Here is a 26,221-nt window from a genome sequence, read left to right as displayed (position 1 = left end):
ACCGCGCCGTGGGCCGGGGGCGGACGCGAGACGTGGGTGTCCATCCGGCCCACCCGCCTGACCGGACGCCGCATCACCCCGGCCGAGCAGTGAGCGGCCACGGCTCGTGCCCCTGTGCTCCGCCACTTCACGAAAGGAGCCCCCGGTGAACCAGCAGACCCTGCCGGACGAGCGGGTGGCGGCTCTCGCGCACGACGCCGCCGCCGCTCCGTCCATGCACAACGCACAGCCGTGGCGCTTTCGCTACTTCCGGGGCAGCCGTACCTTCCAGGTGCGCGCGGACCTGGACCGCGTCCTGCCGCACGCCGACCCCGACAACCGCGCCCTGCACCTCGGCGTCGGCGCCGCTCTGCTGAATCTGCGGGTCGCGCTGGCCCACGAGGGGTGGCATCCGGAAGTCCTGCTGCTGCCCGACCCGGCCGATCCGGCGCTGCTCGCCGCCGTGCAGCCGACCGCTCCCGGGGACGCTCGAAGCGGTCTTTCCGCGCTGTATCCGGCGATCCACCAGCGGCACAGCAGCCGTTACCCGTTCGAGGAGACGGAGATTCCCCAGGGCCTGCGCACGGCCCTGGCCGACGCCGCACGCGACGAGGGAGCGACGCTGGCCTTCCCGTCCTCCTGGCACCTGCACCAGGTGCTGGAACTGCTGGAGGAGGCCGAGGCACGCAATCTCACGGACCGTGGCAGCGGCCAGGACCTGGCGGAGTGGACCCATATCGACGCTCCCCCGGGGAGCTCGGGGAACACGGCCCCGGACGGGGTGCCCGGCTACGCCTTCGGTCCGCGCAAGCAGGGCGGCAAGGCGCCCATGCGTGACTTCGCCGGGAGCAGGCCGGTGCCCGGCCGCGGCACCGCCGAGTTCGAGCGGACCCCCCAGCTGGCCGTCCTCAGCACCTCCCGTGACCGTCCGGAGGACTGGCTGCGCGCCGGCCAGGCCATGGAACGGGTCCTGCTGCTGGCCACCCTCGAGGGCCTGTCCAGTTCCTTCGCCACCCAGGCCCTGGAGTGGAGCGACCTGCGCTGGCCGCTGCGCGACCCCGTGTCCGGGACCGGGCACATACAGATCGTGCTGCGCCTGGGATACGGCCCCAAGGGCCGCAGCACCCCGCGGCGTCCGGTGCCGGACGTACTCGACATCCGGCCCTGAGCCGTCGCGGCGGGCCCCGGACAGTGCGACGGTGGGAGCATGAGGTCGGTGGCCGCGCAGGAAAGTGAGGAAACCCATGCGACTCCCCCTGGTCGTGGGCGTCGACGGATCGGATTCCAGCCTTCTGGCACTGGACTGGGCGGTGGACGAGGCGGCACGCCACGGATTGCCGGTGCGCCTGGTCCATGCCTCCCTGTGGGAGCGTTACGAGGCGGCCCTCCCCTCCCTCGGGACCGATCGCCCCGCCGAAGAGGTCATGGCGGAGCACATCGTCGCGTCCGGCATCGAACGTGCCCGGCTCCGCGACCCCGGGGTGAAGGTCTCGGGCGACGTGCAGCCCGACGACGCCGTGTCCGCGCTGCTGCGCGCGGGAAGCGAGTCGTCCGCCCTGGTCACGGGCTCGCGCGGCCGTGGCGGAACGGCCGGGCTGCTGCTGGGGTCGGTCGGCCTCGCCGTGGCGGCCCGTGCCGCGTGCCCGGTGATCGTGGTCCGTGGCGCGGAACAGAACCGGCAGGGGGCCTTCGGACGGGTGGTGGTGGGGGTCGGCGACCCGGCCACGAGCACGGGCGTCGTACGGTTCGCCTTCCGCGAGGCCGAGGCCCGCGGCTGCGTCCTCGACGCCGTACGGGCCTGGCGCAGCCCGGCCCACCAGCGCGTGGACCATCCCCTCCTCGCCGACGGCGCCGCCGGTGCCCACGAGGAGCGCGCCGCGACCAACCTCACCGACGCGCTGGACCAGGCGGTGCGGGAGCACCCCGGGGTCGAGGTGCGGCGCAGGCCGGTGGAGGGCCCCGCCCACCGGGTCCTGTTGCACGCCTCGGCCGAGGCCGACCTGATCGTCGTCGGCGCCCTGCGGCGCCACGGCCACTTCGGTCTGCAGCTCGGCCGCGTCGCCCACGCCCTGCTGCACCACTCCACGTGCCCGGTCGCCGTCGTCCCCCGGCGCGCCTGAACCCCCGGGGCGCGGGCACCGCCCGGGCACGCGTCGTGCAGGAAGAGGAGCGGGGCGGCAGATGACCGAGTGGACGTGGGAGTACGAGGGCTACCACCCCGCCGCCGAGCGGTTGCGGGAATCGCTGTGCACCCTGGGCAACGGCTACTTCGCCACCCGCGGCGCGGTGCCCGAGAGCCGGGCGGGAGTGGTGCACTACCCGGGAACCTACGCGGCCGGCTGCTACAACCGTCTGGAGTCGAGGGTGGCGGGGCGGCAGGTGGTGAACGAGGACCTGGTCAACCTGCCGAACTGGCTGCCCCTGCGGTTTCGCTGCCGTCCCGTCGGCGGGCCGTGGGGACCGTGGTTCTCCCCGGACACCCGTGCCTTCCTCGACCACCGGCACGTCCTGGACCTGCGCCGGGCCACGCTGACCCGCACGTTCCGTTATCGGGACGACGCGGGCGTGCTGGGGGTGGAGCAGACCCGCCTCGTCCATATGAGGGATCCTCATCTGGCCGCGCTGCGGACGGTCTTCACGGCCGAGGACTGGTCGGGGGAGATCGAGGTCGAGTCCGCCCTCGACGGCGGTGTGATCAACGGCAACGTGCATCGTTACCGGTCTCTCGAGCACCGTCATCTGACGCGTGTGCAGACGGGGGCGGAGGGGCCCCGCACGGTGTGGCTGCGCTGCCGCACCAGCGCCTCCGACATCGCGATCGCCATGGCGGCCCGGACCGTGGTCACCGGGCTGCGGCTCCCGCCCCCGAAGCCGCAGTACGCCCGGCACCGTGTAGTGCACCGTCTGGTGCTCCCCGTCGTTGCGGGCCGGGCCGTCGGTGTGGAGAAGACCGTGGCGCTGCACACCTCACGCGACACGGCGATCGCCGACCCGCTCGAGGCGGCCGTCGGCCGTGCGTCCGGCGCCCCGGACTTCTCCACGCTCCTGGAATCCCACGTCGCCGCGTGGGAGCGGCTGTGGCGGCGCGCGGAGGTCAGGGTGCCCGGCGAGGCAGGCCGCATCCTGCGGCTGCACCTGTTCCACGTGCTGCAGACGCTGTCCCCGCACACCGCGGACCTGGACGTGGGGGTGCCGGCCCGGGGGCTGCACGGCGAGGCCTACCGGGGGCACGTGTTCTGGGACGAGTTGTTCGTGCTGCCGTACCTCAACCTGCACTTCCCGGAGGTCTCCCGGGCACTGCTGACCTACCGGTACCGGCGCCTGCCGCAGGCGTGCCGGGCGGCGGCCGCGGCCGGCCGGGCGGGGGCGATGTACCCGTGGCAGAGCGGCAGCGACGGCCGTGAGGAGGCCCAGGAGCTGCATCTGAACCCTCGCTCGGGGCGCTGGCTGCCGGATCGCTCCCGGCTCCAGCACCACGTCGGCTCGGCGGTCGCCTACAACGTGTGGCGGTACTGCGAGGCCACCGGCGACACGGAGTTCCTGCACACCAAGGGCGCGGAGATGCTGCTGCAGATCGCCCGCTTCTGGGCGGACACGGCGGTCCACGACCCGGAGTCGGGCCGTTACCGCATCCGTGGGGTGGTCGGCCCCGACGAGTACCACGACGGTTACCCGGACTCCTCCCGGCCCGGCCTGGACGACAACACGTACACCAATGTCACCGCCGCCTGGGTCATCGCCCGCGCCCTGGACCTCGTGCGGCGGCTGCCCGCGTGGCGCCGTGAGGAGCTGTTCGAGCACATGTGCCTGGACCGTGACGAGCTCCCCGGGTGGGAGGAGGTCTCCCGGCGGTTGCGGGTGCCCTACCACCAGGGCGTGATCAGCCAGTTCGAGGGCTACGGCGACCTCGCCGAGCTGGACTGGGACGGCTACCGCGCGCGGTACGACAGCATCCGCAGACTGGACCGGATCCTGGAGGCCGAGGGCGACTCGGTCAACCGCTACAAGGCCTCCAAACAGGCCGACGTCCTCATGCTCGGCCACCTCTTCCCGCCCACGGAACTGCGGTGGCTGTTCCGGCGGCTGGGATACGCGATGGACGACGATCTCTGGCGCGGGACCGTCGACTACTACCTCCGGCGCACCAGCCACGGCTCCACCCTCAGCGAACTCGTCCACGGCTGGGTCCTCGCCCGGGTCAGACGGGCCGAGGCGTGGCAGTACCTCCATGAGGCCCTCGAGTCGGACGTCGCCGACGTCCAGGGCGGCACGACCGGCGAGGGCATCCACCTCGGCGCCATGGCGGGGACCCTCGACCTCGTCCAGCGCTGCCTGACCGGACTGGAGACCCGCGAGGACGCCCTGTGGCTCGACCCGGTGCCGCTTCCGGCGCTGTCCGAGTACGGATTCTCCCTGCGCTACCGCGGTCACTGGGGCATCAGCCTGCGGCACCACAGCGGGCGGCTGGAGCTCGGCGTACCAAACTCGGAGGAATCGCCGGTCCGCGTGGTACTCGCCGACCGGGCCGTCACCATCGCACCCGGAGAGACCTGCACGCTCCGGCTGCCGCGGGGGTGATCGTCACGCACGTCGTGCGGGGCGCCCCCGCCGACGAGCGGGGGCGCCCCGGTCCAGTGATTCCGGTGATTCCGGTGATTCCGGGACTGTCAGAGCAGCCAGCGGTTGCGGCTGACGAAGGGGAGCCGCGCCCAGGCCTCGCCCAGTCCCCAGGTGGCGCCGGCGCCCGTGGCGGCGAGCGCGACGAGGACCACGGCGTAGATCAGGTGGTAGTCGACGAACGGGTTCGTCGACATGCTCGGCGATCCGTCCGACAGGTGCTGGGCCGGCGGCCATTCCGCGACCCACATCAGCGCCATCATGACGGTGCCCGCGACCGCGGCGAGCCGCAGGCCGATGCCCGCGATCAGCGCGAGGCCGACACCGAGCAGACCGAGCATGAACAGCCAGTCGGCCCAGGCGGCTCCGGCCCAGGCGTGGAAGGCGGACTCCATCGGTCCGACGGCCACTCCGCTGAGGAACCCCTTGGTCGGCGACCCGCCGTCGAGCCACCCCTTGCCGGAGGGGGTCGCATAGCCGAGGCCGAACGTCTTGTCCAGGAACGCCCACAGGAAGACGAAACCCGTCAGCAGACGGAGTCCGGCGAGCACGTACGCGCGGGTCGCGGTCGCCGCCGCGGTCGTCGGCTCCGCGGAGACGGGAGCAGTCCCGGCCCGGTGCGGGAACGGGGAGCGGAACCCCGGACGCCGGTGGGTGTGGTCGTGAACTGCCATGGTGCTCATCCCTTCCGGAGGGTGGCGCAGGATGTGGACGACTCTCGTTGCTCTTTCAATGTCCCGCGCCGCCGGCCTCCGCCGGAGGGGCTGAAGGACCCGGCCCACGGGCCGAACGTCCCCCGGGACGAGCCCGGTCGGCGAGCGTCAGCCGTCCTGTGCCGCCAGGCTCACCCCGTACAGGGTGCGTCCGCCGACGAGTTCGCGTCCGGTGACCAGTTCGGGCTCGATACGGACGAAGACCTCCCGCGGCGAGGGCGCCCAGGCGACCGGGCCGGTGCGGGACAGACGTTCGTGCTCGGCCGGGTCGGTCACCGCCGCGGCCGGGCCCGTGACGACCACGCTCCACCCGGCCTGCCGGGCCGCGTCGACGTCGTCGGCCTCGAAGGCGACCACCGCGCCGTCGACCGCGCGAACCAGTTCCGAAGCCTCGGCGGTGCGCAGCAGGACCGCGCCGTCGGCGTCCAGACGGAAGTTGACCGGCAGCACGGCGGGCAGAGCCAGGCGCGTGAAGACGATGCGGCCGACGGGCACCTTGGCCATCAGCCGCAGGCACTCCTGCCGACCGAGTTCACGGAAACCGTCATTGGGGTACATCGCCGGTCCATCCTTCTCCTGGTACAGCGGATATCGCGTAGTTCCACCCTGATCGGGACGAGGCCGGAAAATGAGGGCCGACAGTCCCTTTCGTGCCGGAGAACGGCCTGCCGGCGGCGCGGCGGCAGGTCCTCGGCACAGGCACCACGGCCACCCGGGCGCCTGGGCACCGGGGTCCGGAGCGGGCGCGTCGGATCGTCGCCGACAGGCCCGGCCGGGCACGACCGGACGGGTCTCGACCTGTCGACTGTGAGGTTCTGTCAGGTCCTGTCAGGTCGTCCGCGTGGCGACGACGTCATGCCGTGGCTCGCCGAGCACGACCTTGAGGGCGCCGGTCTCGGCGGCGTTGCCGAAAACCTCGTAGGCCTCCTCCATCTGGTCCAGGGAGAAGGTGTGGGTGACCAGTTGCGAGGTCGGGAGCCTGCCGGCGGACGCCATCCGCAGCAGCGTCGGCGTGGAGCGGGTGTCGACCAGGCCCGTGGTGATGGTCACGTTCTTGATCCACAGGTCTTCCAGGTGCAGGGTCACGGGCTTGCCGTGCACACCGACGTTGGCCACGTGCCCGCCGGGCCGGACCATGCGCGTGCACATGTCGAAGGTCTCCGGCACACCGACCGCCTCGATGACGACGTCCGCGCCGAGTCCGTCCGTGAGGTCGTCGACCAACTGCTCGGGGGCTTCCCCCGCGTCGGCCACGGCGTCGGCGCCGAGGCCCCTGGCGGCCTCGAGCCGGGAGGCGGCCAGGTCGATCGCGACGATCCTCTCGGGGGCGAAGAGCCGGGCGGTGGCGATGGCCGCCAGCCCGATGGGGCCGGCCCCGACGACCACGACGGTGTCCCCGGGCCGCACCCTTCCGTTGAGCACGCCCACCTCGTAGGCGGTGGGGAAGATGTCGGCCAGCAGCACGGCGTCCTGCCCGGCCAGGGCTCCGGGCAGCGGGTGTACGGACAGGTCGGCGTACGGCACACGGACGTACTCCGCCTGGGTTCCGTCGATCAGGTGCCCGAGGATCCAGCCCCCGCCGCCCCGGCACTGGCTGTACATGCTCTCGCGGCAGTACCGGCACCGTCCGCAGGCGCTGATGCAGGAGACCAGCACCCGGTCCCCGGGGCGCATTGTGCGCACGTCGCTTCCCACCTCGACGATCTCACCGACCGCCTCGTGCCCCAGCACGGTGCCGGGCCGCACCTCGGGCACGTCCCCCTTGAGGATGTGCAGGTCCGTTCCGCAGACGGTCACGGCGTCGACCCGGACGATCGCGTCGGTGGGTTCCTTGATGCCGGGGTCCGGGACCTCCTCCCAGGAAGCCTGTCCGGGACCGTGGAAGACGTAGCCCTTCATGACGACCCTCGCTCTCTTGCTCGCCGGTGGGCGGGGAACCCGGGGGCGCGCCGTCGGCGAGGTGTGCGCCGAGCACCGGCGCACGGCCCGGGTCCCGCACCTCCAGTCTGTTCGACGACCGGGACATCCGCTTGGGCCGGTCGGCCCTCGGGGGACGGCCGGCCCGGCGGGTCCCGCGGGGATCAGCGGCCGCGCAGGGCGGCGAGGGCGGCGTCGAGGTCGGCCGTGCGGGGGCGGTTGTGGGGCAGTTTGGCCAGCACGACCGCCATGCCGCAGGTGTCGGTGAGCGCGGAGAAGACCAGTCCGCCCGCGACACCGGCCGAGAGGAGCTGGAACGCCGGATGCACGAGCAGGCCGAGCAGGAGGCCGAGGAGCACCAGGGCGCCGGCCGTGAAACGGACCTGGCGTTCCATACTCCAGCCGGCCGGGGTGGTGGCGCAGACGGCGGGGTGGTGCAGGTCGTGGCCCTCGGCGGCCCAGGCGTTGGTGCCTCCGGCGAGCGTGGCGGCGGGGACGCCCTGTTCGGTCAGCAGTGTGCAGGCGTTGCCGGAGCGGGCCCCGGAGGCGCACACGAGAAGCACGTCTCCCCGTTCGGCGGCGTGCCGGATCTCGGGCAGGGCGCGCCGGACGTGGTCGAGGGGGATGTTCAGGGCGCCGGGCAGATGACCGGAGGCGTACTCGGCGGGCGTGCGCACGTCGATGACGGTGAGTTCGCCGAGGCGGGCGCGGGCCTGGTCGGTGTCGAGGGTGACCGGGGTGAGGGGGCTGTGCATGTCAGGTGTGATCCTTGGTGGTCGACGTGGTCCCGAACCGGGACGTACAGTACCCCTAGGGGTATTTTTTTCGAGGAGTGGTCGTGGAACTGGAGCTCGAGGGTGCGGATCTGAAGGCCGTGCTGAACCGGCTGCGCCGGGCGCAGGGCCAGATCTCCGGGGTGATCCGGATGATCGAGGAGGGGCGCGACTGCGAGGAGGTCGTCATGCAGCTCGCCGCGGCCTCCCGCGCGCTCGACCGGGCCGGCTTCGCGATCATCGCGACGGGTCTGCAGCAGTGCGTGGTGGACATGGAGTCCGGTCGCGAGAACGGGGAGGACACCGCGCAGATGCGCGCCCGGCTGGAGAAGCTGTTCCTGTCCCTGGCGTAGGGAATCGCCGGGGGGGCGGGCCGCGGCGCGTCACGTCGTCACCGCGTCGAGCAGCATGAGGGCGGCCACGGCCGACAGCACCACGGCGAAGATCCGCTGGAGTGTGCCGCCGGAGACCTTCGCGGCCAGCCGCTTCCCGTCCCACGCGCCGAGGACCGCCGCTCCGGCGAAGGGGCCGACGACCGCCCAGTCCAACGTGTCGAGCGTGCCGGCGCGCATCGCCAGCGCGGCCAGGGAGTTGACGGTGATGACCAGCAGGCTGGTGCCCACCGCCTCACGCATGCGCAGGCCGAGCACGCCCACCAGCGCCGGCACCGCGAGGAAGCCGCCCCCGACACCGAGCACGCCGGTGACGGCGCCGAGCCCGGCGCCGGCCGCCGCCGCGCGGCCCGGCCGGACCGGCGCCACGGTGTCCGCGAGCGGCCGGGCCCGCAGCATGCGCAGTGCGGCGGCTGCCGCCACCACGGCGAACGCCGCCGTCAGCGCCGCCTCCGGGAGGCGGCCGGCGAGCGCACCGCCCAGCATCGCCGGGCCGATGCCGGCCGCCGCGAACAGCGTCCCCGTCCACCACCGCACCCGGCCGTCACGGGCGTGCGCGGGCAGTGCGGCGGCCGAGGTGAACGCGACGATGACCAGACTCGCGGTGGTGGCCTCGACCGGGGTGAAGCCGAGCAGGTAGATCAGGGCCGGGACGGCCAGCACGCTGCCGCCGCCTCCGAGCGCTCCGAGTGCCAGGCCGATCACGGCCCCGGCCGTCAGGGCGAGGACGAGAACGCTCATGTGCGGGCACCGTTCGCGCCGTGCGGGTCCGTCACCGGCGGCCACGCCGCGGCCCGGGGATCGTGGGCCCGGCGATCGTGGGCCCGGGGAGCGCGCTCCGCCTGCCGCACGGTCACGCGGTCCGGGCCACTGCGGCCGCGCCGGAAGATGTTCATGTCGATTTCCCTGCTCCTGTGTCTCCCGGGCCGGCGCGAGGGGCCGGCCCGGCCCGCTGCGGCGTCCGTGCCGTCGGCGGTCGTCGGCTGCCGTCAGCCCTCGCGGAGGGTGAGTCCGGCCCGCCCGGCCGCGTCGAAGGAGTCGTCCACGGCGACGACGTCACGCCCCGCGGCATCCAGCAGGGAGGCCGCGACGGCCGCACGCATGCCGCCCGCGCAGTGCACCCACACCTCGCCCTCGGGGACCTCGTCGAGGCGCCTGTGCAGGGTGTGGAGCGGAATGTGCACCGAGCCCCGGACGTGTCCGCCCGCCCGCTCCGCAGCACGCCGGACATCCAGGACGACGACCCCCTCCGCGGGGTGCCGGCCGGCGAGGTCGGCGAAGGTCGCCCGCGGGAAGGAGGCCGGCTCCTCGCCCTCGCGCATCCAGTCGGCCGGTCCCCCGGTGGCCGCGGCGGCCGGGCGGTCGATGCCCACCCGGGCCAGCTCGCGCTGGGCCGCGGCGAGCTGCTCGGACGACTCGGCGAGCAGGGTGACGGGCTTGCCCCAGGGGATCAGCCAGGCCAGATAGGTGGCGAGCTGCCCTTCGGCCTCGAAGTTGAACGAGCCGGAGACGTGTCCCTCGGCGAAGGCCACGCGGTTGCGCAGGTCCACCACCCACTCCCCCGCCGCCAGCCGGGCGGCGATCTCCTCGGCGCCGGCGAGGGCGGGCCGGGTCAGGTCGACGGGCGCGGGGCCCGTGGCGTTGACCGGTCCCATGTGCGTGTAGTAGGCGGGGATGTCGTCCAGACCGGCCAGCAGGTCGGCGACGAAGGTGTCCACGTCCCGGGTGAGTGCCGCGTTGGACGCCTTCTCCCCGCCGATCGTCGTGCTGTCGCCCTCCGCCTGGGCGGACGAGCAGAAGCTGCCGAAACCGTGCGTGGGGAGCACCACCGTCTCCTCGGGCAGCTCGGCGGCGAGCCGGCGCGCGGAGGCGTGCTGCGCCCGGGCCAGGTGCTCGGTCAGGCGCGGCTCCACGAGGTCCGGGCGCCCGACGGTACCGATCAGCAGCGAGCCGCCGGTGAAGACCGCGCGCGCCGCGCCGTTCTCCTCCAGCACGTAGGAGGTGTGGTGCGGGGTGTGGCCGGGCGTGGCCAGGGCGCGCAGGGCCAGACCGGCGCCGGCGTCGACGTCCGCGCGGTCGCCGTCGTGCACCGGCACCCGCGCGAAGGCCACCCGGGCCCCGGCGGGCACGAGATAGGCGGCGCCCGTGATCCGGGCCAGCTCCAGGCCCCCGGTGACGTAGTCGTTGTGCAGGTGCGTCTCGACGACGTGCGAGATCCGCACTCCGCGCCGCACGGCCGCCGCGATCACCCGGTCGACGTCGCGCGGCGGGTCGACCGCCACCGCCGTCCGCTCGCCTCCCGCCAGATAACCGCGGTTGCCGAGCCCTTGCACCTCGATCGTGTCGATGAAGAACATGCGGCACTCCCTTTCGATGAAGAATTACCCCCGGGGGTATGTCATCGACGGTAACACAGGTACCCCCGGGGGTATTTCCGGGAGGGGGGGAGCCTGCGCACACGCCGCACGAGCACCCCACGCACGGTCGGCGCGGGACAGAGGGCACGGCCCGCGGTGCGGAGAGGGCACGACGGGGTGAAATTTCCGTTTCGCAGCGACTGGTCGGCCGGTTTCCCCGATGATGGGGACCGCCCGGGACAACGGATCAGGCGACGCTGGGAGTACGCACATGACGGTGGAAGCCGATACGCAGCAGGAGCGCGTCACGGGGAGGGTGTGGGCGGTGCGCCTGGATCCCCACGGCCGCCCCTCCGCCGGCACGGTCCGGCTCTCCTGCTCCCGCCCGGCCTGCCCCGACCAGCACTTTCCCAGCACCCCCGCGGGGCGCAAGGCCGCGGTCGAACACGTCAACATGCACCTGGCCCGCATCCGGGCGGACGGCGGGCCGCGCGGCGGGGCATGGTGCGGTTGCCGCGCCGCCGACTGCGCGTGGCACACCTCCGACGTCCCCACCAGCAGGCGTGACGGGGCGCGACCGACGGAGGGGGCGGTGCGATGCGGGGGCCCGGTGGTCCTGATGGTGCACGCGAACCGTGCCGGACGGCTGTGGCGCATCGCGGAAACGTGCGTGCGCTGCGCGGCCGCCATCCCCGACTGCCGCGTCCTGGACACCGCTCCGCCGCCTCGTCCCGCACCGGCACCGACCGAAGCGGGACGGGGCGGGGCGGGAAAGCCGGAGACGGGCCGGGAACCGATGGGCGGCAATGGGGCGGCACTGTTCTCCGACCACGCCGCCTCCCCCGTGTTCCCCTCCCCCCCGCCCCCTCCTGCTCCTGCGCCGGCTCCTGCTTCCGCCGACGCTTCCCCCCCGGCGGCCGGACCCGCCGTGGCGCCCGGGGCTCGCCCCCCCTCACCGAGGGAAGTACCCCGGCGGGCGAAGCGGTGGGGGAAGATCGCTCAGCGGACCGTGCCGCACGACCTTCAACCCGATGTACTGCGTCTGGAACTCATCGAGCTCGGCGACGCGTTCCGCGCCTATCAGCAGCGCGCCGATCCCGACCTCGTCGTCCTTGCCGAACTCCACGAGCGCAAGGCCCGCGCGTTCGCCCTGTGGGCCGATGTCACCGGCGACGGAACCCTGCGCCACGAGGCGCACCGGGCCCGCAAGGCGGCGCAGACCACCCTCGAGATGCACGAGAACCGGGTCGGCGGGTCCGCCGGCGGCCCGGCGGTGGAACGGCTGCTGACCCGGCAACAGGCGGTGCACGCCCGCACCGTGCTGGGCTACGTCCAGGACCACGCCCCGCACCCCGAGGCCGAGGTGCGCCTCGCGGTGCTTCTGCTCACCCTGCGGGCCGCGCGCGCAGGCACCGGGAACGTCACCGGACAGGATCTCACCGCCTGGCTGCAGGGCGGTGCCGAGCGAGTGCTGGAACAGCTGGTCGCCGCCGACTGGCTGCGCCTGCCCGGCACCGTCACCGTCCCCGAGGTGCTGGCCTCCCGGCCCGAGAACCCCACCGCGGTCACCGTCCCCACCCTGCTGCCCGAACAGCCCCGCCCGTTCGCCTTCGGCAAGACCACCCGCTCGAAGATCTCCGGCTGGGCCCAGAAAGCCGTGGGCGACCGGAAGGTCCGCAAGAAGAAGCTGGGCGCCGCCACCCGGCTCCTCGCCCTGTACAGCGCCGCCCACACCCGCCCGGACGGCCGCCTCGGACACGCCGAGGAGGGCGGACTGCCCCTGGACAGGGTCGCCGCGTTCTGCGCCCTGCCGCCCGAGGAGGTCACCGGGCACGTCGAACTGCTGCTCGCCGCCGACTGGCTCGCCGAGGCCGACACCGGCGGAGGACGGCTGAGCGGACAGCTCACCGAGCGGGTCCTGCCGCTGAGCGGACTGCTGTGACGCGTCCGGCTCGCGGGTGCGCCCCGGGACGGCCGCGCGACCCTCGACACCCCGCGGTGGACACCGGCGACAGCTTCACCCGCGGAGCCGTCGCCGGGATCGAGGACGTCGACGAGCGGACATCCGGCCGGGAAGCCCTGAGCGAACCGGGATATACCCTTTGGTGTCCGGTTGTTCATAGCTTGATCGACTGTTTGCTCACAACGCCGCAACATTGGGTGTACGCTGCATCGATCGCCCAGGAGACCCATGCACCCCCGAATACCCCCCTCCCCCCGCAAAGCCCCGCTCCAGCCCGTCGCCCTGGCGGGCGGCGCGCTGACCGTCGGCATCGGCGGCCTGTATCTCGCCGCGCTGCTGCTCACCGGCGGTGAGATCGAGGCGGGGACCACGGTGCGCGGCCTGGACATCGGGGGCCTGACCCGCGAGGAAGCCACCCGGAAGCTGGAGCGGCACCTGGCGGCGGACGGCTCGCGGCAGCTGGCGGTGCAGGTCGGCGACCGCAAGGGCACGATCGATCCGCGGCAGGCGGGGATCACCTTCGGCATCCGGGAGACCCTCGACCGGGCGGCGTCCACCGGCGCCGATCCGGTCAGCGTGATCGGCGGGCTGTTCCGCTCGAGCGGCGGTGACATCGAGCCGGTCGTGCGGATCGACGAGGACAAGGCCCGTACCGCTCTCGGGAAGCTGGCGAAGACGCTCGACCAGCAGGCCCGCGACGGCGCCGTCTCCTTCGACGACGGCCGTGTCGAGCAGGTCGCCCCGCGCACCGGGTACGCACTGGACGTGGACGCCGCGACCGGTGCCCTGCGCGCCCCCTTCCTGCACGGCACGGCGGACTCGGTCACGGTGCTGCCCGCACGCGAGACCAGACCTGAGGTCACCGCGGAGGAGGTACGGCGGGCTGTGCGCGAGTTCGCGCAGCCGGCCATGTCGGCACCGGTCACGCTCACCGCGGGCGACAAGCGGTTCACGCTCACCCCGGCCGTGCTGGGCGAGCACCTGACGATGCGGCCGGACGACACCGGCAGGCTCACACCGGAGCTCGACAGCAAGGGCCTGCGCGCCGCCCCCGCGGTGGCCGGCGCCCTGAACGGCCTCCCCGGCACGCCCCGGAACGCCCGGCTGGGGCTCGAGGGCGAGAAGGTCGTGGTGACCGCCGAGGCCCGCCCCGCCGTGAAGGTCACCGACAAGGCCCTGGGCAAGGCCGTCCTGCCCCTGCTCACCGAGTCGGGCGCCGCCCGCACCGGCGAGGTGGCCACGGAGCAGATCCAGCCGGAGATCACCCGCGAGAGCGCGGCACGCCTGGGACTGACGGAGAAGATGTCCTCCTTCACCGTCACCTTCGAGCCGGCCGCCTACCGCACGACGAACATCGGCCGGGCCGCGGAACTCATCGACGGCTCCGTCGTCATGCCGGGCGAGACCTGGAGCTTCAACCGGACCGTCGGCGAGCGCACCCGGGCCAACGGCTTCGTCGACGGCATCATGATCCTCGACGACCGGTACGTCGAAGCGGCCGGCGGCGGGGTCTCCGCCGTGGCCACGACCGTCTTCAACGCGATGTTCTTCGCCGGGGTCAAGCCCGTCGAGTACGGCGCCCACTCCTTCTACATCGAGCGCTACCCCGAGGGCCGGGAGGCGACGGTTGCCTGGGGCAGCCTCGACCTGAGGTTCGCCAATGACTCCGGCAAGGCCCTCTACATCCAGGCCGAGTCCACCGACACCTCGGTGACCGTCAGCTTCCTCGGTACGAAGAAGTACGACGAGATCACGTCGGTCAAGGGGCCGCGCACCAACGTGCGGCAGCCGGCGAAGAAGGTGAGCACCGCCGAGAAGTGCGTGCCGCAGACCCCGCTCGAGGGCTTCGACGTCACCGTGGAGCGGATCTTCCGCGACGACGGCCGGGAAGTGAGGCGGGAGCCGTTCCACACGCACTACACCCCACGTGACGAGGTCACCTGCGCGGAGGCGCCGAGCGGGCGCCGGCCCTGAGGGGACACCCCGTCGCCCCGCCCGGCGCGACCCCGCTCAGCGGCCGTTTTGAGAACGTCACTGGAGCGGGGAGTCGGGCGGGGGAAGCTGGACGGTGCGCTCCCGATCGACGGATGCGACGCCGTCCACCGCCTCCAGGGCCGGGATCCGGTCCTCCGCGACGGTGCCGGAGAGCGTGCCGAGGGCCGGTTGCTCGCCCGTGACCGTCAGCCCGGCCCGCCGCAGGGCCTCGACGACTTCCGCGAACCGGTCGGGGTCGACCGCGAGGACGACCCCGACCGGCGCGGACCGGGGCGACTCGCTCACGGGGCCTGGAGCAGGCCCGCGCCGACGTCCCGGACGGGCTGCGTCAGCGGGAACGCGCCGGACTTCAGGCCCGCCATGAGATCGGCCGCGGAAGCGTTGGGGTTCGCCTCGGCGAGCAGGGCGAGGACGCCCGCCACGTGCGGCGTGGCCATGCTCGTGCCGCTCATGGTCTGATACCCGCCGCCCGGAGCGGCCGAGCGCACGTCCCTGCCGGGCGCAGCGATGTTGATCTCACCGCCCTGGTCGTTGATTCCGCCGTTGGAGAAGAACGACGGCGTGATCGACTTGTCGAGCGCGGCCACCGCGAGGATGGAGGGGCAGTTGGCGGGTCGGCTGACCGGCCGGATGCTCGGGGGCCGGTTGCTGTCATTGCCCGCGGCGGCGACGATCACCGTCCCGCGCTCGAGTGCGCGCTGGGCCAGGATCTCGTACGTCTGCGGGAACAGTTCACCCGGTCGGACCGGTGCGCCGAGCGACATGGAGATCACCCGCGCGCCCCGGGCGATGGCCCAGGCCATGCCTGCCAGGATCTGGCCGTCGGCACCGCTGCCCTGGTTGCTGAGGACCTTCCCGGCGAGGATCCGGGCCTCGGGGGCCACGCCGTAGCGGGGTGCCTGCTGGGGGTTTTTCGGTCCGGCGACAGTGCCGATGCAGTGGGTGCCATGGCCATGACCGTCCTCGACCGCCTCGCCGACCACGAAGGACATCGTGTCCTCGACACACCGGACCAGGTCCGGGTGGGCGATGTCCACGCCGGTGTCGAGGACGGCGACCTTCACACCGCGTCCGGTCAGGTTGGTCAGGTTGGCCCGGATCGCCTGCAGGCCCCAGGTGAAGCTCTGCTCGTCCGAGGCCGGGCCCTGGGCGGCGGCGATTTCGGTCCTGGTGTGGCGGGTGACCACGTCCTCGTCGCTGCGGTAGGCCGGGAAGAACTCGGTCGGCGCCTGCTGCGGGGCGGTGATCGGCAGGGCGTACACCATGCGCTCCGGCTCCGCCGCGATGATCGACGGCTCCGCCTCGGCCGTGGTCACCAGCGCGTGGCGCTGCTCGGGCCGTACCTCGACGACGGCGGCGGCGATGTCCTCGAAGTGCACCGAGACGTCGGGGCGTTCGAGGAGTTCGGCGACGTTCGCGGCCTCGGGGCCCCGGACGCGTTCGACGGACGCGATGTCGGCGGAGGAACGCAGTGCGTTGATTCCGCTCTCCTGGTTACTCGGGTCGAGCAGGACCACGTACCGACCGGTGTACTCCGTGCCCTGGCCTCCTACGGGGCCGTTGGGTCGAAAGGGCTGCTCGCCGAAGGCGCGCCTGTCCATGGGTCCGTTCGCCATTGGGTTTCCTGCTTTCTGTGCGCTTCCCCCCGGTTCGTGGACGCGCGCCGATGCACGGGGTGCCGAGGGCGGTGGGGCGCGGCTCAGCCGTGTACCGACGCGTGATGCCGTCGCCCGCAAGGCTGTCCCTTGCCGGGCCGTCGGCATTCCCCTCCGAGCACCGTCGCACCGGGTACGGAGGACCGCAACACAGCGCCGTCGGCCGTGGGGCTTTCCAATCCACGGCGACGGCTTGCCTGTTGTCCTGACGGCGGGGTGAAGCCGCTGACAGGGCGAAGAGCGGGGTCATCGGGTGGGGGCACCACGGTGGCCGGTGGTTCACACGACCATGGAAATACCCGAAGACGGTGATTCGGGTTCCATGCCCCCCGTACGCCCATCGGAGGGACGGCCGCGCACAACGGGCGCAGCCAGGTGCGGCGGGCGACCGCGTGGCGGCGGTCGACCGCGTGGCGGCGGTCGACCGCCGGTGGCACGCTCGAGGGTGGCCGCCGGGCCGCCGTCTCCAGCCGGTCCGAACACCGCTATGCGGAAGCCAGCACCTCTCCGGCCATGACCTGGGGAGGGTGGGGGAGCAGGGACGCGAGGTGGTCCCGCACGAAGTCCGCCGCCCTCGAGATCGACTCCTCGGCGCCGGCCCGGTCCTGGAAGACACTGGTCGAGACCATCACTCCGTCCCCGGCATCGACCCAGTAGTAGGCCACGAAGCCGGAGACCTGGCGCATGAGCGGCACGAAGCCCTCGTTCACGAGGCGTCCCGCCTCCGCCGGATCGGTCACCCCTTCGTACCGCCGGACCGCTGCGTACATCGCCGAGCTCCTCGCATGGTTCTGGGTTCGTCCTCTGCCGAGACCTGCTACCCCTGCGACAGCTGCCCTGCCCACGGGGCGTCCGACCGTCACCCGAAGGGCTTCCCCGGGTGACCCGAACGGCGGTTTCCGGTCCGGACACACGGCCCTTCCCTCATGGCCCCCGGTCATCCGGCCCCACTCGTCCGTGGGCCCGGCAGTCCCCCTGTCGCGGGTTCAGACCGGTCCGCAGCGATCGAGTGCGGCACGAACCCGGTGGAACCCCTCCGCTCTCCAGCGGTCCCGGTCGGGCATGTGGTCGTCCCGGCGCCAGCGCCAGGCCGAGAACATCGCCCAGCCCAGGGCGCGGCACCGGTGAATCAGACCGTGATCGGCTCCCGTGCAGTGCTTTCCCACTTCCTCGGGCGCATGGGCGAGATCGAACTCGACCGGCCCACGGCAGCACGTGGCGAGGTCCACGAAAAGCGGCCCCTTTCTCATGTTGAGGAGGTTTCCCGGATGCGGCTCGCCGTGCAACAGCTGGTCGCCGCCCTTCTCGGCACTGATCGCGGCGCTCAGTCCACCGAGTGTGCCGCTGAGGAGTTCCCGGTCGGACTCGGGCAGCTCGGGGGATTCCTCCCGGTCGTTCACCTCTCCGAGTGCCACGGCGACTCGATCGGTGACATGCGGTGCGTCCAGCTCGACCCGGCGCAGGGCGGCATGGTGCCGCAGGAGCGCGTCCGCGTAGTCGGCCGGCGCGATCTCTGGTTCCGCAGGTCCGTAGTAGGTCCAGAGCGAGATGGCGAAGGCATCACGCACATGGGCTCGCGGTTCCACCCGAGGCTCGAGCTCGGCCACCGGAGCGTCGACGTCGGCCGGCCGGCGGGCGACCTCCACTTCGAACTCGGAATCAGCCAGATGTCCCAGAGGCGCGACCCGGGCCAGAACACCGCACGGGACCAGGCGCAGCGCGACGCGGTCCGAGTTGTTGACGACGACCGCGTCGTCCACCCGGAGCCCTGCCTCCGAAGCGGTCGCCCGTCCTGCCTCGACTGCGCGACGGAGTTCCGACGGCTCCATACCGTTCTCCTGACTTCGGGGTGCGTGAAGGCCTCGGGTCGAGAGTGGTTCGAGCACATCATCGGCCGTGACCGGGCTTCGTGGACCGCCTGACGGGTCGTGAAGGGCGCCCGCCGGGCTTCGGCCGGGTTCGGGCGCCCTTCTGCCGCGGCTAGAAGAAGCCGAGCTTCTTCGGCGAATACGACACGAGGAGGTTCTTCGTCTGCTGGTAGTGGTCCAGCATCATCTTGTGCGTCTCCCGGCCGATCCCGGACTGCTTGTAGCCGCCGAACGCCGCGTGCGCGGGGTAGGCGTGGTAGCAGTTGGTCCAGACGCGGCCCGCCTGGATGGCGCGGCCGGCGCGGTAGGCCGTGTTGACGTCGCGGGTCCACACGCCCGCGCCCAGGCCGTACGACGTGTCGTTGGCGATCTTGATCGCGTCGTCGAAGTCGTCGAACGAGGCCACCGAGACCACGGGGCCGAAGATCTCCTCCTGGAAGACGCGCATCCGGTTGTCGCCCTCGAAGATGGTCGGCCTCACGTAGTAGCCGCCCTTCAGGTCGCCGTCGTACTCGGCGCGTTCGCCGCCCGTGAGGATCCTTGCGCCCTCCTGCCGGCCGATGTCGATGTAGGAGAGGATCTTGGCCAGCTGCTCGCTGGACGCCTGCGCGCCGATCATCGTGTCGGTGTCGAGCGGATGTCCGGGCCTGATCAGCTCGGTGCGGGCGACGGCCGCGGCCAGGAAGTCGGGGTAGTTGCCGCGCTGGATCAGCCCTCGGGAGGGACAGGTGCACACCTCGCCCTGGTTCAGCGCGAACATCGTGAACCCTTCGAGGGCCTTGTCGCGCAGTTCGTCGTCCTTCTCCCACACGTCGTCGAAGAAGATGTTCGGCGACTTGCCGCCCAGTTCCAGCGTGACCGGCTTCAGGTTCTCGGCCGCGTACTGCATGATCAGCCGCCCGGTGGACGTCTCGCCGGTGAAGGCGATCTTCGCCACCCGCGGACTGGAGGCGAGCGGCTTTCCGGCCTCCGGGCCGAAGCCGTTGACGATGTTCAGCACGCCCGGCGGCAGCAGGTCGGAGACGAGGCTCAGCCAGTAGTGGATGGAGACCGGCGTCTGTTCGGCGGGCTTGAGGACGACCGCGTTGCCCGCGGCGAGGGCGGGCGCGAGCTTCCACGTCGCCATCAGAATGGGGAAGTTCCACGGGATGATCTGGGCGACGACGCCCAGCGGCTCGTGGAAGTGGTAGGCGACCGTGTCGTCGTCGACCTCGCTGAGCGATCCCTCCTGGGCGCGCACGGCGCCGGCGAAGTAGCGGAAGTGGTCGATGGCCAGCGGGATGTCGGCCGCCAGGGTCTCCCGTACGGGTTTGCCGTTCTCCCAGCTCTCCGCGACCGCGAGTGACTCCAGGGCGGCCTCCATGCGGTCGGCGATCTTCAGCAGGATGTCGGACCGCTCGGCCGCCGGCCGACGCCCCCAGCCGGGCGCGGCCGCGTGGGCCGCGTCGAGTGCCGCCTCGACGTCCTCCGCCGTACCGCGCGCCACCTCGGTGAACGGCTGCCCGTTCACCGGGCTCGGGTTCTCGAAGTACCGCCCCCTGACCGGAGGTACGTACTCCCCGCCGATGAAGTGGTCGTAGCGGGACTGGTAGGAGACGATCGCGTCCTTGCTTCCGGGTGCCGCGTAACGGGTCATGCGGAACTGGCCTCCTTCGGCAGCGCTGCCCGCCGTCGGGCAGCTCTGCGCCGGAGCGTAAGGAGGCGGACGTTGCATCCACGTTGCGGGCGGGCGGCGGTGCCACCGGTCCTCGGGGCGGGATCAGCCGTCCGGGGCCGCCAACTCCGATTCGAGTGAGGCCAGCCGGGCCCGGTTCGATGCCGTCGGCCGGGCCGTGGCCAGTGCCCGCCACACGTCCAGGTCCTCCTCGCCCCACGGCGCGTGGGCCCAGTCGGCCAGCAGGTCGGCGTCCGAGCGGGCGATCAGCGCCGCGCGCAGGCCGTCGGCGAGGCGGCGCCTGAGCCGTACGACCGCCGGCGCCCGGGAGGCGGGCAGCAGTGGGCCCGGGTAGGCGGCCAGGGCGGTGGTGACCGCGCCGGCCGCCAGTCGGCGTTCGACGGCGGCGATGTCCGACTCCAGGGGGGCCGTGAGCCGGTAGGGGCGCGACCGGAGCAGTCCCGGGCCGAGCACCTGACGCAGCCGGGCGAGCTCCGCGCGCAGCGTCACCGGTGTCACCGACTCGTCCTCGTACAGGTCGCACAGCAGTTCGTCGCCGGTCAGGCCGTCGGGGCGCCGGGTCAGCAGGACGAGGATCTCGCTGTGCCGGCGGCTGAGCCGGATACTGCGGCCGCCCGCCGTCAGCACGGCCCGGTCGCGGCCCAGTGCCGTCAGTCCGGGTGCGCCGTTGTCCGGGCGCTTCGGGGCGAGCAGCGCCAGCTGGGATTCCGCCGCGCGTGCCACGGCCTGTACGAAGCCCAGGCTGTGCGGGTGCGCGAGACCGTCCCCGCCGGTGATGTCCACGGCACCGAGCAGCCGCCCCGTGTGCGGATCGTGCACGGGGGCCGCCGCACACGTCCACGGCTGCACGCGCCGCACGAAGTGCTCGGCCGCGAACACCTGGACCGGGCGGTCCACGGCGACCGCCGTGCCCGGCGCGTTCGTCCCGACCGCGCTCTCCGCCCACCGCGCGCCGGGGACGAAGTTCATCCGTCCCGCCTGGCGCAGCGTCGACGTGTGCCCCTCGACCCACAGCAGTCTGCCGTGCGCGTCGCACACCGCCAGCAGATGCCGGCCGTCGGAAGCGAACGTGCCCATCAACTCCCGGAAGAGCGGCATCACATGGGCCAGCGGGTGCTCGGCGCGGCGGGCTCCGAGGTCACCGTCCGTCAGTTCGACGTCGGCGGTGCCGTCCGGGTGGACCCCGGCGCGTGCCGAGCGCCGCCACGAGTCGGCGACCACGCCGCGCACCGGGGGCGGCACCGCGCCGGCCGCGGTGAAGGTCTCGTGCGCCCGGTGCAGCACGCGTACGCGCTCGGCAGGGTCGGCCCCCGGCTCCAGGGCCACCCAGGGATCGGTCAACACGGCCTCCCGCAGGGCGATGCGCTGGGGACATCGTCGCCCGGGGTATGCGTGGCGACAACCGTTTCGACGGGGGTGGCCGGAGGGCGGGAGACACAGAGCCGACGGCACGTCACCCGCCCGCACGGGGCCGTCCCACCGGTCGGCGGTTATTCGGTGGATCCGTTCTCCCCGGGCTCCTACAGTGACCGGACCCGACGTCGTCACGAGAACACGAAACCTCGGAACCACGGAACCACAGAACCTCGGAACCACGAAAAACGGATCATGCGTGTGCACTACCCCCGTACGCCTCATCTCCCGTGGTCGCCGGGGGCGACGTCGGACGACATACGAGCCGGCGACCTGTCCGGGCTGCGCGGCCGCGAGGTCGTGGTCACCGAGAAACTCGACGGGGAGAACACCACCCTCTACGCCGACGGGCTGCACGCCCGGTCGCCGGATTCCGCGCACCATCCCTCGCGGGCGTGGGTGAAGAGCCTGCAGGGCCGGATCGGCACGAGGATCCCGCCCGGCTGGCGGGTGTGCGGCGAGAACCTCTTCGCGCGGCACTCGATCGCGTACGGAGACCTGGCGAGTTGGTTCTACGGGTTCTCCGTCTGGGACGGCGGCGACCGCTGCCTGGACTGGGACCGGACGGTCCGGTTCCTGCGGCGGCTGGGGGTCCCGGCGCCGCGGGTGCTGTGGCGGGGTGTCTTCGACGAGCGTGCGCTGCGCGCACTGCGGTTGGACACCGTGCGCCGGGAGGGGTACGTCGTACGCACCGTCGAGGGGTTCGACCGGCAGGAGTTCGGGCGGCGGGTGGCCAAGTGGGTGCGCGAGGGGCACGTCCGCACCGGTACGCACTGGATGCACGCCGCTGTCGTGGAGAACGTTCTGGGCCCGGAGGCCGCGCTGTGGGCGGTGCGTTCGGGGGCGGCCGCCGACGTGCCGTCCCTGTCGGCCGCGCTGGGCGTCGTCCCGGAGGATCCGGCCGCCGCCGAGGCCGCCGTCTCCGGGGTGTCCGCGGGACTGGACGTGCTGGGCCGGTCCGGGGACGCACGGCTGGAGGGTGTCCTGGCCGCGATGTTCCACGGCACGCGCCGGGCGTGGCTCGGACCCCGCCTCGCGGGGCCGCTGGGCATGCCGGGCGCCCGCCGCGTCGCGGACCTGGTCGGGCTGTCCCCGAGGCTTCGGCGTCCGTACCCGGACGGCGACCGCCGGTCCGGCCTGGCACGCTTCGCTCTCGCCGCCGACCTGGGGGTGCTGCACGCGGTCGCGGGGGCGGTCGCGCACACCGCCGAGGCCCGCGAGCAGGTCGAATGGTCCGCGTTGCACGCCGAGGAGGCGGGGCTGCTCGGCGAATCGCCGCTGGAGGCGCTGCGGGCCGGGCTGCGGGACGCGCTCGCCGGCCTCGGCTCCGCCGCCGCCGACCGGTGCTGGGCCCAGGCGCGGGACGCGTTCGCCCAGGGGCGGATCTCCACCGTCGACGAGGCGGTGGCGGCGAGCTGGCGGTGGCGTTCCGGGGCGTTTCCCCGGCTGGTCCATCTCGTCGGGCCGTCGGGCAGCGGGAAGAGCACCTTCGCCGGGGGTCTCCCCCGGGCCCACTCCTACGTCTCCCTCGACGATCTGCGCCGGGCCCGGGGCTCCCGGGCCGACCAGCGGGCCAACGGGGAGGTCCTGCGGGAGGGGCTGGACCGGCTCGACTCGGCGCTGGCCGGCGGCGGGACCGTGGTGTGGGACGCCACGTCCCTCACCCCGCAGCAGCGTTCCCTGGTGCACCGGGTGGCACGGCGCCGCGACGCCCTGGTCACCCATGTGGTCGTGCTGGTCGACGAGGAAGAATTGGCACGGCGCAACAAGGGGCGTGCCCACCCGGTGCCGCCCGGGGCGCTCACCTCACAGCTGCACCGGTTCACCCCGCCCTACCCGGCTGAGGCCCACCGCACCTGGTACGTCGGAGCGGGCGGAACCGTCGACGACACCGCAGGCACGTTGGACGGCACCGTGGACGGAGGAGAGACGTGATGCGTACGAGCGACGAGATCTATCACCGGGTCCGCTGGGACCCGCGGTTCGATCCGGCCCGGTTCGTGCTGGGGATCGCCCAGCGCGGGGCCGCCCCCGCGCGGGTCCCGCTGCCCTCCTTCGTGCCCGGGGGCGACATCCCGTGGCACCGGGTGCTGTTCGTCGAGGCGGACGGCGAACTGGTCTGGGACCGCACCACCGGTGTGGACCGCCTCGACGCGTCGGACGCCGGCCGGGTGCGCAGCCCGCGCCTGCTGCGAGCGCCCTCCTTCACCGCCGGGACGCCCCACACGTGGGAGCCGGCGGAGGGATGGCGGCCCGCGGACGGCGCGCCCCGGGCGGCCGTACCGGGCGCGGGGAGCCTGCGCGTCCTCACCTGGAACACGCTGTGGGACCGGTACGACAGCGACCGCATCGACACCGCCCGGCGCCGCCCCCTGCTGCTCTCGGCCCTGGAGGAGGCCGACGCGGACGTCATCGCGCTCCAGGAGGTCGAAGCCGGTCTGCTCGCCCTGCTGCTGCGGGCGCCCTGGGTCCGCGCCGGTTACACCCTGGGCACCGACCCGACGGGGAAGGACGTCGAGGACAGCGGGCTGCTGCTGCTCAGCAGGCTGCCCGTGCGGGAGGCGGGGCGGCACGAACTCGGACTGCACAAGGCCGTCACCGCCATCACCGTGGAGACCGGCTCCGGTCCGCTGGTGGTGGCCACGACCCATCTGAGCAGTGACCACTCCCCCGACGGCCCGGCCCGGCGGCAGGCCGAACTGGGCCGGCTCGCCGAGGGACTCGGCGGCGTGGACGGCGATCTGATCCTGGTCGGCGACTTCAACGACGGCGGCGACGGGCCGGCCGCCGCGCTCGGGCTGCGGGACGCCTGGACGGAGGTCCACGGGCCCGGCGACCGGACGCCCACGTTCGACCCGGGCGTCAATCCGCTGGCCGCGGTGGCCTCGCTGTCCGGCCGGGCCTCCCGGCTGGACCGGATCTTCCTGCGCGCGGAACGGCTGCGGGCGACCGGGGCCTCCCTGCGGGGCGACTCGCCCACCACGGACGGGCTCTACGTCTCGGACCACTACGGCGTGGCGGCGGACCTCCAACTGGACGGTACGGAGCCCACGGACGTCCTCGACGCCCGGCCGACGGCCCGCACCGCGCTGGCGTGGATACCGCCCCGGGAGCTGTGGCCGGTCCTCCAGGACATCCGCCGGGAGCACGATCCGCAGTTCCACCGCTGGCCGCCGCACGTCAACCTGCTCTTCGGTTTCGTACCGGAGTCCGACTTCGAGCGGGCCGCCCCACTGCTGGCCGAAGCGGCGGCCGGCACGGCGCCTTTCACCGCCCGGCTGGACGGGGTGCACACCTTCGGGCACCGGGACGACGCCACCGTCTGGCTCGATCCGGCGGCGGCCGGCGAAGCACCGTGGGCAGGGCTGCGCCGCGCTCTGGAGGAGCGCTTTCCGCGCTGCCGCGGGCGCGCCGAGGGCTTCACCCCCCACCTCACCCTGGGCCGGACGAGGGATCCGCAGCGCGTCGCCGCCGCATGCGCCGCCCGGCTCGACGGCATGCCGGCACGCGTGGGAGAGCTGGTCCTGCTCTCCCGCCGGGGTGGCGAACCGATGCGTCCACGCGCCACGATCGCCCTCGGAACGGGCGACGTACGGTGGCTTCCCGAAACCCCCGGACCCGCTGCCACCGGTCCCGCCGCCACCGGGCCCCCTGCCACCGGTCCCGCCGCCACCGGGCCGGCCGCGGAGAGCGGGGCCCGGTCCGCCCTGGCGCGCAGGACGGCGCAGCGCGTCTCCGCGGCGCTGGGTGACGGGGTCGTCCACCTCGTCGGCTCACGCCGCATGGGCTGCGCCCTGGCCGGAGCGGACCTGGACCTGGTCGTGGCACTGCCGGGCAGCGCCGACCCGGACGGCGTGCGGGCACGGGTGACCGCCGCGCTGCCGGACGCCACCCGGGTGCGGCAGGTGACCGGAGCCCGGGTGCCGGGCCTGCGGCTGCGCACCGGTGATCTGGACGTCGACCTGGCCATCGTCGCCACCGGAACGCTCGACCCCGGCGAAGCGGTGGTCCGTCGCGCCGAGTTGGGCGAGGGGGCGGCGATCGCCCTGAGTGCGGTGAGCGACGCGGACGCCGTACGGGCCGCGGTGGGCGACCGCCACGCCGCTTTCGCCCGGCTCGCCGGGCAGGTGAAGGCGTGGGCCGGGGCGCGTGGCCTCGACTCGGCGCCCTTCGGTGGGCTGCCGGGCCTGGCCTGGTCGGTGCTGGCGGCCCGTACGACGTGCGAGGCCACGGGCCCGGCCGCTGTGGACCCGCTCCGCCACTTCTTCGGCACCTGGGCCGCCTGGGACTGGCGGGACCCGGTCGGCCTCACCTCCACCGGGCCGGGACCGGGCACGCCCGTGGCCCTCATGACGCCCACCGATCCCGTCCGCAACTGCGCCGGACAGGTCAGCGCCTGCTTCCGGGACCTGCTGACCGAGGAGTTCTACCGCGCCTGGACCATCCTGGAGACGGCGGCGGATGCGGGCACGGACCCCTGGCCCGAGCTGTTGTCGCCGCCCTCCCTGCACCGGCGGCACGCGGCCTGGGCGATCCTGACCGTACGCCCGGGCCCCGCCGGGGAGTTCGAGGAGGCGCTGGGGCGCGTCCGGGGGCGTCTGCGGGCGCTGCTCACCGCGCTGGAGGAGGCAGGAGCGGGGGACGCGTACGCCTGGCCCCGCCCGTTCGAGACCGGGCCGGCGGTCGCACGGTACGCGATCGGCCTCGGCCGCACCCCGCCCGACGCCGCCCGGCTCACGGACATCTCCGAAGAGTGGGGCGGAGGCCTGCGCGGGGTCGACGTCACGTGGGCGGAGTGCGGGGCCGTACCGACCCTGCGCCGGCCGGAAGGGTGACGCGGCGAGGAATTTCACCCCGGGCCGGACCCCGCGGGTGCCGGCCCCGGCCGGGGCGTCGACGAGGCC

At 73.4% G+C, this 26,221-nt stretch carries 20 protein-coding genes; 8 read left to right on the top strand and 12 right to left on the bottom strand.

The window, feature by feature from the left end; genetic code table 11:
• The first annotated feature begins 145 nt into the window (after positions 1–145).
• The 3 genes from ACWEQO_RS32215 (at position 146) to ACWEQO_RS32205 (ending at position 4,557) form a co-directional block, all read left to right on the top strand.
• The gene (locus ACWEQO_RS32215; protein WP_452986157.1) at positions 146–1,147 is read left to right on the top strand and encodes an Acg family FMN-binding oxidoreductase; all 1,002 of its coding nucleotides are present in this window, start codon (positions 146–148) and stop codon (positions 1,145–1,147) included.
• Between the two features lie 76 nt (positions 1,148–1,223).
• Positions 1,224–2,099 (top strand): universal stress protein, encoded by an 876-nt coding sequence (locus tag ACWEQO_RS32210; protein ID WP_452986156.1) that lies wholly within the window; start codon positions 1,224–1,226, stop codon positions 2,097–2,099.
• A gap of 61 nt (positions 2,100–2,160) precedes the next feature.
• Positions 2,161–4,557, top strand: coding sequence for a glycoside hydrolase family 65 protein (locus ACWEQO_RS32205; protein ID WP_452986155.1), 2,397 nt, complete (start codon positions 2,161–2,163; stop codon positions 4,555–4,557).
• Between the two features lie 89 nt (positions 4,558–4,646).
• Here the strand turns inward: ACWEQO_RS32205 and ACWEQO_RS32200 are convergent, their stop codons facing one another.
• The 4 genes from ACWEQO_RS32200 to ACWEQO_RS32185 form a co-directional block, all read right to left on the bottom strand.
• Positions 4,647–5,270, bottom strand: a complete 624-nt coding sequence (locus ACWEQO_RS32200) for a hypothetical protein (RefSeq protein ID WP_452986154.1) — start codon at positions 5,268–5,270, stop codon at positions 4,647–4,649.
• 147 nt (positions 5,271–5,417) lie between these two features.
• A complete protein-coding gene (locus tag ACWEQO_RS32195; protein WP_361460747.1) occupies positions 5,418–5,867 on the bottom strand; it encodes a pyridoxamine 5'-phosphate oxidase family protein in 450 nt (149 codons plus the stop codon).
• Between the two features lie 270 nt (positions 5,868–6,137).
• Positions 6,138–7,208 (bottom strand): zinc-dependent alcohol dehydrogenase family protein, encoded by a 1,071-nt coding sequence (locus ACWEQO_RS32190; RefSeq protein ID WP_361460748.1) that lies wholly within the window; start codon positions 7,206–7,208, stop codon positions 6,138–6,140.
• Between the two features lie 182 nt (positions 7,209–7,390).
• Positions 7,391–7,981: a rhodanese-like domain-containing protein gene (locus ACWEQO_RS32185; RefSeq protein ID WP_361460750.1), complete on the bottom strand. Its 591-nt coding sequence runs from the start codon at positions 7,979–7,981 to the stop codon at positions 7,391–7,393.
• An 83-nt stretch (positions 7,982–8,064) separates the two neighbouring features.
• On the opposite strand from ACWEQO_RS32185, the gene ACWEQO_RS32180 reads away from it, so the two are divergent.
• Positions 8,065–8,352 carry a metal-sensitive transcriptional regulator gene (locus ACWEQO_RS32180; protein ID WP_361460752.1) on the top strand — a complete coding sequence of 96 codons (288 nt, stop codon included), beginning with the start codon at positions 8,065–8,067 and terminating at the stop codon, positions 8,350–8,352.
• Positions 8,353–8,382: 30 nt separating this feature from the next.
• Here the strand turns inward: ACWEQO_RS32180 and ACWEQO_RS32175 are convergent, their stop codons facing one another.
• Together ACWEQO_RS32175 and ACWEQO_RS32170 are read right to left on the bottom strand one after the other, a co-directional pair.
• Complete coding sequence (locus tag ACWEQO_RS32175) at positions 8,383–9,132, bottom strand: sulfite exporter TauE/SafE family protein (protein ID WP_361460754.1); 750 nt, start codon at positions 9,130–9,132, stop codon at positions 8,383–8,385.
• A 248-nt stretch (positions 9,133–9,380) separates the two neighbouring features.
• Positions 9,381–10,748 carry a rhodanese-like domain-containing protein gene (locus ACWEQO_RS32170; RefSeq protein WP_452986153.1) on the bottom strand — a complete coding sequence of 456 codons (1,368 nt, stop codon included), beginning with the start codon at positions 10,746–10,748 and terminating at the stop codon, positions 9,381–9,383.
• 1,009 nt (positions 10,749–11,757) lie between these two features.
• Here ACWEQO_RS32170 and ACWEQO_RS32165 point away from each other — a divergent pair.
• Positions 11,758–12,690, top strand: a complete 933-nt coding sequence (locus ACWEQO_RS32165; RefSeq protein WP_452986152.1) for a hypothetical protein — start codon at positions 11,758–11,760, stop codon at positions 12,688–12,690.
• Between the two features lie 249 nt (positions 12,691–12,939).
• Positions 12,940–14,685 (top strand): VanW family protein, encoded by a 1,746-nt coding sequence (locus ACWEQO_RS32160; protein ID WP_452986151.1) that lies wholly within the window; start codon positions 12,940–12,942, stop codon positions 14,683–14,685.
• Between the two features lie 57 nt (positions 14,686–14,742).
• Here the strand turns inward: ACWEQO_RS32160 and ACWEQO_RS32155 are convergent, their stop codons facing one another.
• The 6 genes from ACWEQO_RS32155 to ACWEQO_RS32130 form a co-directional block, all read right to left on the bottom strand.
• The gene (locus ACWEQO_RS32155; RefSeq protein ID WP_361460761.1) at positions 14,743–14,991 is read right to left on the bottom strand and encodes a hypothetical protein; all 249 of its coding nucleotides are present in this window, start codon (positions 14,989–14,991) and stop codon (positions 14,743–14,745) included.
• Positions 14,988–16,322 carry a S8 family peptidase gene (locus ACWEQO_RS32150; RefSeq protein WP_452986150.1) on the bottom strand — a complete coding sequence of 445 codons (1,335 nt, stop codon included), beginning with the start codon at positions 16,320–16,322 and terminating at the stop codon, positions 14,988–14,990. The genes ACWEQO_RS32155 and ACWEQO_RS32150 overlap by 4 nt, the downstream gene beginning before the upstream one ends.
• A gap of 524 nt (positions 16,323–16,846) precedes the next feature.
• Positions 16,847–17,131 (bottom strand): hypothetical protein, encoded by a 285-nt coding sequence (locus tag ACWEQO_RS32145; protein WP_361460764.1) that lies wholly within the window; start codon positions 17,129–17,131, stop codon positions 16,847–16,849.
• A 216-nt stretch (positions 17,132–17,347) separates the two neighbouring features.
• A complete protein-coding gene (locus ACWEQO_RS32140; RefSeq protein WP_452986149.1) occupies positions 17,348–18,190 on the bottom strand; it encodes a phosphotransferase in 843 nt (280 codons plus the stop codon).
• A gap of 151 nt (positions 18,191–18,341) precedes the next feature.
• On the bottom strand, positions 18,342–19,865 hold the full coding sequence (gene exaC, locus ACWEQO_RS32135) for an acetaldehyde dehydrogenase ExaC (protein WP_361460768.1): 1,524 nt from the start codon (positions 19,863–19,865) through the stop codon (positions 18,342–18,344).
• 123 nt (positions 19,866–19,988) lie between these two features.
• The gene (locus tag ACWEQO_RS32130; RefSeq protein WP_361460770.1) at positions 19,989–21,245 is read right to left on the bottom strand and encodes a GAF domain-containing protein; all 1,257 of its coding nucleotides are present in this window, start codon (positions 21,243–21,245) and stop codon (positions 19,989–19,991) included.
• Between the two features lie 267 nt (positions 21,246–21,512).
• On the opposite strand from ACWEQO_RS32130, the gene ACWEQO_RS32125 reads away from it, so the two are divergent.
• Both ACWEQO_RS32125 and ACWEQO_RS32120 read left to right on the top strand, forming a co-directional pair.
• Positions 21,513–23,252, top strand: a complete 1,740-nt coding sequence (locus ACWEQO_RS32125) for an RNA ligase family protein (RefSeq protein WP_452986148.1) — start codon at positions 21,513–21,515, stop codon at positions 23,250–23,252.
• Positions 23,252–26,152, top strand: a complete 2,901-nt coding sequence (locus ACWEQO_RS32120) for a poly(A) polymerase (protein ID WP_452986147.1) — start codon at positions 23,252–23,254, stop codon at positions 26,150–26,152. The genes ACWEQO_RS32125 and ACWEQO_RS32120 overlap by 1 nt, the downstream gene beginning before the upstream one ends.
• Positions 26,153–26,221: the final 69 nt, after the last annotated feature.

The sequence above is a fragment of the Streptomyces sp. NPDC004051 genome, assembly GCF_053604275.1.
Note: the sequence above shows the minus strand (reverse complement) of the source record. Positions and strands in the feature narration are given on the sequence as shown.